Origin of the sequence: Paenibacillus sinensis (genome assembly GCF_019904155.1) — a bacterium.
Lineage (GTDB): Bacteria > Bacillota > Bacilli > Paenibacillales > Paenibacillaceae > Paenibacillus_AQ > Paenibacillus_AQ sinensis.
Genome location: NZ_JAHCMB010000116.1, coordinates 39,957 through 53,395, shown reverse-complemented (window position 1 = coordinate 53,395; position 13,439 = coordinate 39,957). Strand labels below are relative to the sequence as shown.

Annotated in this window: 14 protein-coding genes; 8 read left to right on the top strand and 6 right to left on the bottom strand. The window is 54.3% G+C overall.

Annotated features, from left to right (window positions below; genetic code table 11):
- Window positions 1-7: 7 nt before the first annotated feature.
- On the top strand, window positions 8-922 hold the full coding sequence (locus tag KIH86_RS11515) for a LysR family transcriptional regulator (protein ID WP_223088545.1): 915 nt from the start codon (window positions 8-10) through the stop codon (window positions 920-922).
- Window positions 923-955: 33 nt separating this feature from the next.
- Here the strand turns inward: KIH86_RS11515 and KIH86_RS11510 are convergent, their stop codons facing one another.
- The gene (locus KIH86_RS11510) at window positions 956-1,633 is read right to left on the bottom strand and encodes a zinc metallopeptidase (protein ID WP_223088544.1); all 678 of its coding nucleotides are present in this window, start codon (window positions 1,631-1,633) and stop codon (window positions 956-958) included.
- Window positions 1,634-1,658: 25 nt separating this feature from the next.
- Window positions 1,659-2,075: a helix-turn-helix domain-containing protein gene (locus KIH86_RS11505; RefSeq protein ID WP_223088593.1), complete on the bottom strand. Its 417-nt coding sequence runs from the start codon at window positions 2,073-2,075 to the stop codon at window positions 1,659-1,661.
- A 315-nt stretch (window positions 2,076-2,390) separates the two neighbouring features.
- Between KIH86_RS11505 and KIH86_RS11500 the strand changes: the two genes are divergently transcribed.
- The 3 genes from KIH86_RS11500 to KIH86_RS11490 are packed head-to-tail and all read left to right on the top strand — an operon-like array spanning window position 2,391 to window position 5,638.
- Window positions 2,391-3,776 carry an ammonium transporter gene (locus KIH86_RS11500; RefSeq protein ID WP_223088543.1) on the top strand — a complete coding sequence of 462 codons (1,386 nt, stop codon included), beginning with the start codon at window positions 2,391-2,393 and terminating at the stop codon, window positions 3,774-3,776.
- 45 nt (window positions 3,777-3,821) lie between these two features.
- A complete protein-coding gene (locus KIH86_RS11495) occupies window positions 3,822-4,892 on the top strand; it encodes a DUF294 nucleotidyltransferase-like domain-containing protein (protein ID WP_223088592.1) in 1,071 nt (356 codons plus the stop codon).
- Complete coding sequence (locus KIH86_RS11490; protein WP_223088542.1) at window positions 4,889-5,638, top strand: exonuclease domain-containing protein; 750 nt, start codon at window positions 4,889-4,891, stop codon at window positions 5,636-5,638. The genes KIH86_RS11495 and KIH86_RS11490 overlap by 4 nt, the downstream gene beginning before the upstream one ends.
- Here KIH86_RS11490 and KIH86_RS11485 read toward each other — a convergent pair.
- Entirely contained in the window at window positions 5,620-6,096 is a 477-nt protein-coding gene (locus tag KIH86_RS11485; RefSeq protein ID WP_223088541.1) for a Mov34/MPN/PAD-1 family protein, read from the bottom strand. The genes KIH86_RS11490 and KIH86_RS11485 overlap by 19 nt on opposite strands.
- 196 nt (window positions 6,097-6,292) lie before the next feature.
- Here KIH86_RS11485 and KIH86_RS11480 point away from each other — a divergent pair, with 196 nt between their 5' ends.
- Complete coding sequence (locus KIH86_RS11480; protein ID WP_223088540.1) at window positions 6,293-6,892, top strand: TlpA family protein disulfide reductase; 600 nt, start codon at window positions 6,293-6,295, stop codon at window positions 6,890-6,892.
- Window positions 6,893-6,982: 90 nt separating this feature from the next.
- On the opposite strand, the gene cimA is transcribed toward KIH86_RS11480, so the two are convergent.
- Together cimA and KIH86_RS11470 are read right to left on the bottom strand one after the other, a co-directional pair.
- Entirely contained in the window at window positions 6,983-8,602 is a 1,620-nt protein-coding gene (gene cimA / locus KIH86_RS11475; protein WP_223088539.1) for a citramalate synthase, read from the bottom strand.
- A gap of 490 nt (window positions 8,603-9,092) precedes the next feature.
- A complete protein-coding gene (locus KIH86_RS11470; RefSeq protein ID WP_223088538.1) occupies window positions 9,093-9,509 on the bottom strand; it encodes a DJ-1/PfpI family protein in 417 nt (138 codons plus the stop codon).
- 296 nt (window positions 9,510-9,805) lie between these two features.
- Here KIH86_RS11470 and KIH86_RS11465 point away from each other — a divergent pair, with 296 nt between their 5' ends.
- The 3 genes from KIH86_RS11465 to KIH86_RS11455 all read left to right on the top strand — a co-directional run bounded on the left by KIH86_RS11465 (window position 9,806) and on the right by KIH86_RS11455 (window position 13,047).
- On the top strand, window positions 9,806-11,101 hold the full coding sequence (locus KIH86_RS11465) for a DNA polymerase IV (RefSeq protein ID WP_223088537.1): 1,296 nt from the start codon (window positions 9,806-9,808) through the stop codon (window positions 11,099-11,101).
- 149 nt (window positions 11,102-11,250) lie between these two features.
- Complete coding sequence (locus tag KIH86_RS11460) at window positions 11,251-11,493, top strand: ferredoxin (protein WP_038695173.1); 243 nt, start codon at window positions 11,251-11,253, stop codon at window positions 11,491-11,493.
- Between the two features lie 126 nt (window positions 11,494-11,619).
- Window positions 11,620-13,047: a L,D-transpeptidase gene (locus KIH86_RS11455; RefSeq protein ID WP_223088536.1), complete on the top strand. Its 1,428-nt coding sequence runs from the start codon at window positions 11,620-11,622 to the stop codon at window positions 13,045-13,047.
- 91 nt (window positions 13,048-13,138) lie between these two features.
- On the opposite strand, the gene KIH86_RS11450 is transcribed toward KIH86_RS11455, so the two are convergent.
- Window positions 13,139-13,276, bottom strand: a complete 138-nt coding sequence (locus KIH86_RS11450; RefSeq protein ID WP_223088535.1) for a hypothetical protein — start codon at window positions 13,274-13,276, stop codon at window positions 13,139-13,141.
- Window positions 13,277-13,439 lie beyond the last annotated feature (163 nt).

Here is a 13,439-nt window from a genome sequence, read left to right as displayed (position 1 = left end):
GTGCAACATGGAACTAAGACAGCTGCAATATTTCCTGAAGGTCGCCCAGAAAGAGCATGTCACACGGGCTGCGGAGGAGCTGCATGTAGCGCAGTCGGCAGTCAGCCGGCAGATTCATCTGCTGGAGGAAGAGCTTGGCGTAGACCTGTTCCTGCAAAAGGGGCGAAATCTGTACCTGACTCCGGTTGGACAGTTGTTCTGCAAAAGGGTGGAATCCATCCTGAAGGATCTGGATCGGTCAGTGGCCGAAGTGCATGAGTTTCTGGACCCGGAGCGGGGTGAAATCCGGATCGGATTTCCCCATAGTCTGGGGACGCATCTGATTCCGGCGATCGTCTCCGAGTTCCGCCGGCATTATCCCCATGTGAAATTCCGGTTCAAGCAGGGGACGTATCCCTCGCTCATCAAGGATGTGCTGTCGGGTGAGGTGGATCTGGCGTTCACCTCTCCGTGCCCGGAGAGCGATGAGCAGCTGGTAGGGGATGTCGTGATGACCGAGGAACTGTTCGCCATCCTGCCCCGAAACCATCCGCTTGCCGAGGAGAAGGTAATTCGCCTGGAGCAGTTGAAGGAAGAGCAGTTCGTGCTGTTCAGCCAGGGCTACTCCCTGCGTCCGATTGTATGGCAGGCTTGCCAGAAGGCCGGTTTCACGCCGCAGATTGCTTTTGAGGGAGGAGAGACGGATACGATTCGCGGCCTGGTAGCTGCCGGTATGGGTGTGAGTCTGCTGCCCGAATTGGCCTTGTTCCAGACGGGTGCGCTGCAGCCGGCCCAGGTCAGGGTGATTGAGCCCGCAGTAAATCGTACAATAGGCCTTATCCACCGTTCTGACGGCAAGCTGCCGCTGGTGGCCCGTTCATTCAGGGCGTTTCTGTTGACCTACTTCCGCATGAGACAAAACAATACCCCGGTTGGCTCCTAGAGCCTTCCGGGGTATTGTTGTTTAATCGGTATCTTAGTCGCGGCTGCTCGTGTAGACGAGAATCAGACGAAGCAGTTCGAGCACGGATACGAGCGCTGCAGCGACATAGGTCAGTGCGGCGGCATTGAGCACCTTGGCGACGCCGCGTTCTTCCTCATTGCGGATGAAGCCCTGCTCAACCATAACCTGGCGCGCCCGGTTGCTGGCGTTGAATTCGACCGGAAGCGTCACAAGCTGGAACGCGACGGCTGCCGAGAAGAAGATAATGCCAAGACCGATAAGGTTCAGCGAGCTGAACAGGAAGCCGGCGATCAGCATGAACGGAGCGACGCCGGAGGCGAAGTTGACTACCGGAAACATCCGGTGGCGCAGTACCAGCATCGGATAGTGTACCTTGTGCTGGATGGCATGGCCGACCTCGTGGCAGGCGACGGACACGGCCGAAATGGAGCGTTCGTAGTAGACCGGCTCCGACAGGCGAACGACGCGATGGATCGGGTCATAGTGGTCGGTAAGCGTGCCGCGCACCGGTTCGATCGGAATATCGCTGAGCCCGTTCGCGTCCAGCATTCTTCTGGCTGCCTCATAGCCGGTCAGCCCGTTCTGGTTCGGCACCTGCGCCCATCGGCTGAAAGATCCTTTGACTCTAAACTGCGCCCACAGTGAGAAAATAAAGGCGACAATAATTAATAGATACATAAATCCCATCATTCTTGTATTCCTCCACTTCATGTATTTACATCGAAGGACCCTGAGTCATCATAATCCGGATGGCTTCAATGCAGGCAAGCCCTTGCGGAATCAGATGGGCGAGCGCCCGTCTGGCCTGGTTCGGCTTAAGCTGGCTTAGCGCCGGCTCAAGCTCCTTGAGCTCCCGCTGCAGCTTCTGCATGTGTACCTCCAGTTCGGCAAGCTTGCCGGAGACGGCTGCTTCTGCGGTAGCCGCCTTCCATTTGCCGATCAGTGACCGGATTTCCTCCAATGAGTATTTGTCCTGCTTCCATTCATTAATACGTTCCAATAGGCCTACGGTTTCATGTCCGTACAGTCTGTAGTTCTTCTCGCTTCGCGTTTCCGGGTCGATAAGTCCCAACTTGGTGTAATAGTCGATCGTTCGTTCGCTCAAACCAGCAGCCTTCGCTAATTCGCCGATCCGGTAAAGCTTCGTATCCCCATAATGTTCACCTCAATTCATGAAAGTACCCCCTGTGAGTCTTGTGGGGCGTGAAAGGGAATATATTCATTTATAATGATATCAAACGCAAAACCATACAGTCAAACGTCATGCTTTGGACTAACTTATGCCGCAGGGCTTGGAATAATGCTATTTGAAAGCTGTGAAAACGACAGGAAAATTAATTTCCCGATTCGTGAAAATTTGTCTTGTCAACATTGCTGACTATTGCTTATAATGACATTAAGAGTTTCACGCTTTGTTAGAATATATTACATAGGGGAGTGGGGATTCATGAAAAGAAAATGGCTTTGTTTTGTGTTAGCGATGCTGACACTAATGATTTATCCGGTCAGCGCATTCGCGGCCGATGCTCCTGCGCCGGCAGACCTACAGATCGGACTGGACACGGCATTTACATTCCTGGCGTTCATTCTGGTATTCTTTATGCAAGCGGGTTTTGCCCTTCTTGAGGCCGGTTCGGTCCGCATGAAGAATGCCGGTCACGTAGCCGGCAAGACGGTTCTGACGCTGGCGATTGCAAGCTTGTGCTTCTGGGCAATCGGCTTCGCATTCGGCTTCGGTGACGGTAACAATATCATTGGTACTACCGGCTTCTTCTACGGCGGTGATTCAGCAGCTTCTCATTATGCGAACGCATTGGGCTTCTCCGACGTAACGATGAATGTGAAATTCCTGTTCCAAATGGCATTCGCGGCAGTTTCCCTTGCCATCGTCTCCGGCGGTATGGCTGAACGCGCGAAGCTGAGCGTATACATTATCTTTGGTATCCTGTTCTCGGTAATCATTTATCCGGTTGTTGCTCACTGGGTATGGGGCGGCGGCTGGCTGGCAACAAAAGGTATGCAGGACTATGCAGGTTCCACTGTCGTCCATCTGACAGGTGCTACAGCGGCGGTAGTCGCTACGATCCTGTTGAAACCGCGCCTTGGCAAGTTCAACAAAGAAGGCAAGCCGGTTATCATTCCGGGTCATAACCAAGTATTGACGGTTCTTGGTGTAATCATTCTCTGGTTTGGCTGGTTCGGCTTCAACCCCGGCAGCGCATTGTCCCCTATGGGCGGTTTCTTCGGCCACGTTGCTCTGACAACGAATATCGCGGCTGCGGCCGGCGGTCTTGCAGCACTTGTTGCTTCATGGCTGTACTTCGGCAAATCCGACATCCCGGCTATGCTGAACGGCGTACTCGCCGCTCTGGTTGCCATTACCGGCGCCTGCGCATTCGTTCAACCTTGGGCTGCCATCATCATCGGTCTGATCGCCGGCGCATTCACTTTCATGACGGCACAATGGCTGGAACGTGCTGGACTTGACGATCCGATCTATGCTTTCTCCGTTCACGGCATTGCTGGTATGTGGGGTGCGGTATCCACTGGTCTGTTCGCAGATCCTGACCTTATCGAAGCTAACGGTCTGGTTGGTAAAGCTGGTCTGTTCTATGGCGGCGGCGTTCACCAGTTGGGCGTGCAAGTTCTCGGTGTTGTCGGTACCTTCGTATTCGTTGCCGTCATGTCCTTCATCTGCCTGTACATCATCAAGCTGGTTATCGGCCTGCGTGTAACGGAAGAAGAAGAATTGATGGGTCTGGACATTAGCGAACACGGTACTTATGGATATCCGGAACAAATGAAACTGATCACGGATTCCGAGAAGAAGTAAAAACACTAACTTGCATAACACAGGAGGGCGGACCGAGTGACACCGATGGAAACCGACGATTGGGACTATGATGCAGCAGATCAGTCCATCGCAGCCTCCGGTTCGCCGCAGGAGCTAAAGGCGGGGCGCATTGCCTGTCAGAAGGTTCTCCTGAATCAGCTCCATGTTATCCCGATCGAGGAATGGATGGTCCGTGTCAACGCAATGCATGACGCCGTTGCAAGACGAGCGGTAACCTTATCCGAGGCGCAGATGATTGAGGCGGGCTATGGCCCGCCTCCCTGCGCTTATTCCTTTATTGTATTCGGCAGTGCCGGGCGTGAGGAAACAACGCTTTGGAGCGATCAGGATAACGGGCTGATTATTGAAGGGGAGCCGGAAGAAGCCAAGAGGCTTTATTTTGAGGAATTCGGAATAAGGCTGTCCGCAATGCTGGAGGAAGTCGGATACGAGAAATGCGAAGGAAAGGTCATGTGCTCCGAACCGCTGTGGCGCAAGACGCTTCAGGAATGGAAGGAGCAGCTTACATCCTGGCGCTCCGAACTTGAATGGGAGCCGATTCGGTATCTGATTATATCGTCCGATATGCGTCATATTGCCGGCGACCAGGCGTTGTCGGAGTCGTGGCTTGATTTTTTTCACGAAGGCTTTCGAGATAACGACAAGCTGCTTGCGGCAGTACTGCGCAATACCGTCAGACATAAGGCTACGCTGAATTTGCTCGGACAGGTGCTTACGGAGCGGTTTGGGGACAATGCCGGCGGGTTTGACGTTAAATACGGTCTGTACATCCCGCTTGTGAACGGAGTCCGCTACTTTTCGCTGCAGAACGGGATGCGTGAAACCTCGACGCTCAAGCGGCTGAAATCGTTAAGCGACGAATTTCATCATTTGCCGGAAGGCGTTTACAAAGCGTTTCTCATGGCGCTCGGCATGCGTTCCAGCACTCCGTATACAGAGCAAGACGGGCTGCTGTCAGGCAGCGATTATGCATCGGAGAATGATTTGAAGAGCAAGCAGACGATGTCCGAACTGAGGAAGAGCCTGCTTCTGGTCCGGCGGATTCACCGCATTCTGCAGCGGCAGCTCCGCCTGGCGGAAAGGAGACAGCTATGAAGGAGCCGAACAAAGGCGGCGGATTCTGGAACAACTTAAGACATGGCGGGATGCCGTCTGCGATCGCTTCGATCCGTGGCGGTGAGACGGGGCAGCAGACTGCCCAGCAGCTCGCGTTCATTCGGTCTCTGATGAGAGAGAAACGCCGGCCCGAGGTTCTGCACACCCCCTTGTCCGAGCTTGAGACGGTTGTGTTCGATCTGGAGACGACCGGCTTCTCCAGCCAGCACGGGGATGAGATTCTGTCGATCGGCGCGATCAAGGTTGTTGGTGAGGAGATTAAGGAAGAGGAATGCTTCTACACGCTGGTGAACTGCCAGACGGCCATTCCGGCGAATATCACCGAGCTGACCGGGATCACGAATGAAATGTGCGATAAGGCTCCATCGCTGATTGACGGACTTCATAGTTTCATGGCTTTTGTGGAAAAAAGAGTGCTGATCGCTCACGCCAGCGCCCATGATAAAGCCTTTCTCAACGCGGCGCTCTGGAAGACTTCCAAGGTTCAGCTGACCCACCGGGTGCTGGATACGATGCTGCTGGCGCGTTGGCTGGAACCGAACCGCAGCAATTACACGCTAGACGAGCTGCTAACGGTTCACGGAATTCCGATCCATGGCCGGCATAATGCCCTGGAGGATTCCAAGATGACAGCGAAGCTGTGGGTCTCCTATCTGAGTGAGATTGCCAGCCGCAAGCAGGTCGAGACGCTTGGCGATCTTTACGCTTACTTGAGCAGAAGCTGAAGCTGCGCTTCAGCGAGACCCAAGGTCAAAGGCCCGAGCCCGGTTCTGGTACGGATGATTTCGTAGCCATTCAACTGAATGGGTTCGCCTGCGGCAGGTCCTGGCGCACCAATCAAATAGACCGCGAAATGCTCCTCCAACCCATGCAGACCGGCGTAATCGGCGGCAGAAGGGAAGGGAGCAGATCGGGGATGGGAGTGAAACAGGCCAATGGGAGGCGGCGTCATGAACAGTGCCGCAACCCAGTCGGCCGGATGCGGCACGAACGCATGCAGCGGGTCAGGCGCTACGTTGCGCATGGGCACATAGGTGTCGATGCGCATGCCGCCCGCTGCGGCAGCACCCAGCAGGACACCGCACGCTTCGTGCGGAAGACTGGATGCCAAGTGCTTCCCCAGCGCTTGATAGACGGAAGGCTTCAGCTGAATGGTTGGAGCTGTACCCTGGTATGCTGTCATTGTTCACCCCTCTCTCTTCATTGGATTTCGTCCTGGACGAAATCCCTTTTTTTATTATGGGACAGTTCGGTGCAAACCGGAAGCGCAATATGCTGATTGTATTGTATCATAATCTCCGATAGATCCCCGGTATAAAACATGCTTTTCGAAGGGTACAATAGGACCAAATCACTCTACCAGCAAAGGAAACCTGCGGATGAAGAGGGCAATCTTTCGAAATGTGGCCATTGGCCTGCTAGGATTTATTGCTGTTCTGTATGTAAACAGCGGCGTGGAAGCTTCGGGAAAATCCACTAACCGGGTAAATGCAGTGAACAACATTCCGCTACTCGCTGCCGCCATTGAAGCGGCAAATCCTTCGTCTGAAAGCAGGCCCGAGCCTGGATTCCGGGCCCCATCTTTCAGTACAAACGGCGATGACGGCACTGTCTACAAGGTAGATGGAGTCCGGGACAAGGCAGTGCTCCTCAATTTCTGGGCATCCTGGTGCGATCCCTGCAAGGCAGAGGCTCCAGAGCTGAACCGGATTGCAGAGAAGTTCGGCGACCGTCTGGAGATTTACGGCATCAATGTGACGAGCTATGACAATATAGCCAATGCGCAGCGATTTGCAGATAAGTACAAGCTATCTTTTCCCGTCATGTACGATATCAAAGGGGATATTTTCGAGAAATACAACGGGGCTGTCTTTCCGACGAATGTGCTGGTTGGACGGGACGGCGTCGTTGCGGAAGTGATTCTGGGAGGGATCACGGCAGAGCAACTGGAGGATAAGCTGAAGCAGCTTGATCGGTAAACATCAAATACAACAAAAGCCGCTTCCGCTCGCTTTGAGCGAAGGAGCGGCTTGTTGGCGTTCATGACGAAGCGGGGTGTAGATAGCTGTTCAGTGATTGACGAGTCCCCGCTGTCCGACATCGAGCAAATCGGTGTTCTCCGGGGAAATCTGGCCCAGCAACGCGTACCGCATACTATCGACCAGCGCTTCCCAGCTGGCTTCGATGACGTTGGCAGACATCCCGACGGTACTCCACGTATCGGTATAGTCTTTGGATTCGATCAGCACGCGGACCTTGGCGGCCGTCTGGTCCTTCTCGTCCAGCACGCGGACCTTGTAGTCGGAGAGGTGCATGTCTTTAAGCTGCGGAAAATGGGCCAACAGCGCTTTGCGCAGCGCATTGTCCAGCGCGTTGACAGGACCGTTGCCCTCGCCCGCTGTATACAGCGTCTCGCCGCCGATCTTCAGCTTGACGAACGCTTCGGAGACGACTGGCTTGCCCGCCGACTTCTCCACCAGCATTTTGAACGATTCAAACGTGAACAGCTCGTTCAATTCGCCTGTCGCTTCACGCAGCAGAAGCTCCAGCGAGGCATCCGCGCCCTCGAACTGGTAACCCTGATGCTCCAGGTCCTTGATTTTGTCGATCACCTTGCGGGCCTGTTCGCTGCTTGGGTCAAGGTTCAGCCCCATTTCCTGCGCCTTGGAGAGCACGTTGCTCTGGCCGGCCAGCTCCGACACCAGCACACGCTGCTTGTTCCCGACCAGTTCGGGCGCGATGTGTTCGTAAGTGCGCGAATCGCGGAGGATGGCCGAGACGTGGATACCACCCTTATGCGCGAACGCAGCGCTTCCCACATACGGCTGGTTCACCGGCATGTTCACATTGGCGACCTCGCTGACATAACGGGCTGTATTGGTCAGCTGCGGCAGGTTTTCTTCCGGGATGCAGGAATAACCCATTTTAAGCTGCAGAGTCGGAATGATAGAGCAGAGGTTAGCGTTGCCGCAGCGCTCGCCGTAGCCGTTGATCGTACCCTGAACCTGACGGGCTCCCGCCTGAATTGCGCTGAGCGCATTCGCCACGGCCAGCTCACAGTCGTTATGGGTATGAATGCCGAGGCTGGCGCCGGGAATCCGCTGCGTCAAATCTGTCACAATATCCCGAATTTCATGGGGCAGAGTGCCGCCGTTCGTATCGCACATGACGAGCCAATCCGCGCCCGCTTCACTTGCCCGGGCCATAACGGCCGCGGCATATTCGGGATTATTCTTGTAACCATCGAAGAAATGCTCTGCATCAAAAATGACCTCAAGCCCCTTGCCCTTCAAAAAAGCGATGGAATCGCCGATCATGGCCAGATTCTCTTCGAGAGTGGTCTGCAGGGCGGTATGCACATGGAAATCCCATGATTTCCCGACAAGGGTAGCAGCGGGTACGCCCGCAGCCAGCATGCGCAGCAGATTATCATCCTGCTCCGCGAGCGAGTTCTTGCGGCGTGTGCTGCCGAATGCGGTAACTTTGGCGTTCAGCCGGAGATCTTTTACTCTATTGAAAAATTCGATATCTTTCATATTGCTTCCAGGAATGCCACCTTCAATGTAGTGCACACCCAGATCGTCGAGTTTTTTGGCGATTTTCAGCTTGTCGTCCGCCGACAGACTGATCCCTTCGCCCTGAGTGCCGTCGCGCAGTGTGGTATCGAAGATGGTGATGGACTTAGACATTTGAGTCCTCCTAAAAGTTTTGATAGCATGAGCTTCCTTGAATAACTTCGCAAAACTTGCTTCGAAAGCGTAGACCTAGTTTTGATAGCATAAGCTTCCTTGAATAACTTCGCAAAACTTGCTTCGAAAGCATAGACCTAGTTTTGATAGCATAAGCTTCCTTGAATAACTTCGCAAAACTTGCCTCGAAAGCGTAGACTTAGTTTTGATAGCATAGGCTTCCGAATAATTCCCCGCATAACTTGCCGCTTGGGCGTGGTTTTGACTTCGCTCTGTAACGAGTCTACTTCGCCGATGTGCAGCGGAAACGTCAAAAATCGGGAATGAATTTTTATATTATAGCATTTTTACGCGGGAATGTAACAGAGAAGTCACACTTCATGGACAGAATCCCATGAAAATCATGAAAATATATTGGAAACGCCGCAAACCGGAATTGTTGCTCTGTTGCTCTTTTGAGCTTAGCCGACCTCTCCTTCATTCACCTCGTTTAGATGCCAGCAATGTCATATTCCATCCGTTTGGCTGTGTTCAAGGCGATCTCTTCGCCAATCAGGCGGCGAATGACATGCAGAGACATCAGGATGCCGGATGATATACCTCCGGAAGTAATAACGCGGCCTTCATCGACATATCTCTTATTGCTCAACACTTTAACGTCTGGATATTCGGAGGCAAGCCGATCGATATCCATCCAATGCGTTGTTGCGGATTTGCCTTCAAGCAGTCCGGCCTCGGCAGGCAGAAACGCTCCGGTACAAACGGATGCAAGCAGCTCCACTTTGGTAAACTGTTCCTGAATCCATTGTATGACCGCTGAATTATGAATTTCAATCTTTTCTGCGCCATAACCGCCAGGAATGATGAGGATAAATAAAAAGATTCCTACCCTCCGGTTGAAAAACATGATTGAAAATCCCTCCTGTTCATTCTAAAGATAATTCAATCCATACCGCCAGAACTCCTGCAAATATGCCGAGTTCAAACACCTGCGTGGGCAGCAGGCAGCAAGCCGTTCGCCTGACCGGCTGATTCAAGCCAGTGTGATGAACCGACAGCAGACAGACTTCACGTCCTTCCAGCTTTCGATCCGCCCAAACGATTGACCCACCTTCCTTGAAGGGGGTATGCTGATAGCATGGGATAATGTCAGAACCGATATGGTGAAAAAGAACGGGTATTAAATGAAGGAAGTGGGAGAACGTGAACGAAAGGGTAGACCGGTATTATCCATCCAGCGGACGGGTCATTCTCCACGTCGATATGAACGCGTTCTACTGTTCGGTACATGAGGCGGAGAATCCGGATGCCTATAAAGGACGGCCGACCGCCGTCGCCGGCAGCGTCGAGCTCCGCAAGGGGATTATCGTTACCTGCTCGTACCCGGCCCGGGGACGGGGGATATCGACAGGAATGCAGGTGCAGCGGGCGCTGCGGATTTGTCCCGAGCTTATCATCATTAAGCCCGACTTCCACTTGTACCGGCGTTATTCCTCCGCCTTCATGGAAATTGCATACAGCTATTCGCCGCTTCTGGAAGCCGTGTCCATCGACGAATGCTACCTGGATATTACCGGTTCCCGGCAGTTCGGAACGCCTCCGGAGATCGCGGAGGAGATTCAGCGGCGAATCCGGGAGGAGCTAGGTCTCCCATGCTCTGTCGGGATCGCGCCGAACAAGCTGCTCGCCAAGATGGCGTCGGATCTCAAGAAGCCGAATGGTATTTCGATCCTTCGCCTGCGCGATGTACCGACGGTACTGTGGAACAGGCCATGCGGCGAGCTGTTTGGCATTGGCGGGAAGACGGCAGAGAAGCTGAAGCGCCTCGGCATATTAAGCATAGGTCAATTGGCCGCTGCCGATGAAAATATGCTGAGAGAGATATTCGGAGTCATGGGCTCATGGCTCAAGCGCGCAGCGAACGGCCTCGATGAGGCTCCCGTCAACCCCGAAAGGGAGGCGAACAAATCGATCGGGCATACGACTACCCTTCCCGGTGATATTGCCGGTCTGAGCGAAGCGCGCCCGGTGCTGCTCTCCCTGAGCGATCAGGTCGCAAGACGTCTGAGGCGGCAGAAGCTCGTTGCTTCAGGGGTTCAGCTCACTGTCCGGACCCCGGAAATGAAGACGATCACAAGGTCAAGCCAGCTTGAAGTTCCGACCGAGTCTGCGGAGGATGTGTTTAAAGCCGCTTGCAGTCTATTCAGGAAGCATTGGAGCGAGGACCGTCCGATCCGGCTGCTCGGGGTTACGCTCTACGGCCTCATGCCGAAGGAGGACTCCGCGATTCAACTCGACCTGTTCGAATACGAGCGCCAGCCCAGGAAGGAATCGCTGAACAAGACAATGGACATGCTCCGGAACAAATTTGGCGAGAATGCTGTCCTGACAGCGGGCATGCTGAACGATCCCCACGCGGCTCTGCTGCGCAATCACAAAGAGCGCGGAACCTCTCTGCAGAAGGACCGGCTGCGTCTTCCACAGGGGGAAGATGAATAGAACGCCTGGGCGTTTTTGTTAAAAGAGTGGGACTTCGATTGAAATTAGCGACTATTTATATTAATATGACTAGAAGAAACGGACAACCGTTATAAGAATCAAAGCCCGCCAGAAGCGGAGCTTACCGGTTAACAGGAGGCAGACAGATTATGGCTAAGTACACTTGGGTGGAAAAAGATACCTGCATCGCTTGCGGTGCATGCGGTGCAACAGCACCGGATATTTACGACTACGACGATGAGGGATTGGCCGAGGTTATCTACGAGAGCGACAGCAATCGCGGCGTGACCGAGATCCCGGAAGATCTGCTTGACGATATGCAGGATGCGGCTGACGGCTGCCCTACCGATTCAATCAAGGTGGCGGACGCTCCTTTCAATAAGGAAGGCTAAACCATTAGACAGATCCTACAGCTTAGTAGAAACCCCGTTCCGAAATAATGGAGCGGGGTTTCTTTTTGCCGCCCGAAGGCCGATATAAATAGTGAAGCAGCTCTATGCATATCGACGGAGGCCAAGATGAAGAATCTGCAGTATCTCAAAGAATACGTGGAGAAGCACCACGACAATAAAATGGCATGGTACTTGCTGGGCCGAGAATATAAAAGAAGCGGGCAGGAAGGCAAAGCGAACTACTGCTTTAACCGGGCAGGGAGCGTGTACGAGGCCTTCGAGCAGAGCAAGATTCCGGCGGACATGTTCCGGGAATACGAGGAAGGCCTGCTCCGCAGCGCCCGCGAGCGAGCGCTGCGGAAGACGCGAATCCGCCGGCTGCTGCTGAGCCTCGCGCTGCTGCTGCTGGTGCTTCTGCCCGCCGGTGCATCGGCGCCGGGCAGAAGCACGGATGCCGTAACCGCCGATGGTTACGGCGGCGGAGGGGCGGCTGCGGAGGAGTCGCAGCCGGAGGATCAGGCCGCGCCGCAGGCAGGCGAGGCCGCAGAGCCGGCGGTGAACGAGCTGCGCTTCACCGCCCGGGAGACCGGCGCGGCCGCAGCGCGCCGGGATATTGCCGTAACTCTCGGCGATCTCAGTGCCGATGAGTCCACCAAGACCGCTGTGCTGGGCATGCAGCGGGACGGCAAATGGCTGCTCTGGCAAGGTGGGCTGCCGGTGGATTATACGTTAGATCGGCAGCAGAACGGCCGATCCGTGATCCAATCCTATAACGCCGCTGTCTGCAATTGTAAGCCGGAGGATGCCGGAACACTGAAGAAGTCAGGGGCGGAATGGCAGCAGCGGCAGGAACAGCTGTCCTCGCTCTGGAGCGCCATGGCGGCCTACAAGGCATCGACAGGCAGCTACCCGGATTCACTGGATCAGCTTACCGGTGATTTCCCAGGAAATTGGATGTACGGAACGACGCCGCTTATGGAGAAGGCCTTCGACCCGCTGAAGGCGCTGGCTCAGGCCTCGGCAGGTTCGGCGCCGTCGGCAGGGGCGCCCGAGGCGCCGGGCAGCATTCCATCGACAGCTCAAGGCGGGAAGGAAGTTCCGTTCCTGTCCAGTCCGATGACCATCCTCGTAGACAAGCAAAAACACCGCTTGGCGGTGGCCAGCGGCGGAGTGATCCTGCGAAGCTATGAAGTGGGTCTTGGTGGAGGCAAGACGCCGGTCGGCGACTTCATCATCTCCATTAAGGTCGTAAATCCCAATGGCCACGATAACGGCGAATTTGGAAGCCGGGGCATGCAGCTGTCGGACACGAATTATGCCATTCACGGAACGAATGAACCGGACAGTATCGGCAAGGATGAATCGCTCGGATGCATCCGTATGAAGCGTGAGGATATCGAGGAATTGTTCAATCTGGTTCCCAAGGGAACGCCGGTGCATATCGCCGAAGGGGGGCTTTTACCTGATACCAAGGTGGTTCCGCTGGAGCCGTTCAAGACGAAACCTGCCGGTGACCAGACCAACCCCCGCCAAGAATATCACTGGCTGAACTAGAACGCCTGATAGCACGCAACCGGTGGAGATAATGCGACGTCTGCCCTGGCACACAACGGATGAATCCCGCGCATCCAGGTGTGAACGCGTATTAGCTGCTGGTAACGAGGAACAGCACAACGAACAGAATAACCAGCAGGGCGATGCTTATGCTGACCCAGATAATCGCCTTGCGGTTGACCTCTTCTTTCTTCTGCTGAATAGTTGGCGGTTTGCGTTTGGCTGACATAGGATTCGACCTTCCTTTTCTATCAGTTCATATAGGCTTTACACTTTCATTGTAATGCGTTTACAAGAAAAATACTATACTCTGCAAGGCACACCTGTTCATCCACCTTGGCATGGAACTTTTCTTTTCGCCCGGAAAAAGCTAAAATCATTATGAGACCTTA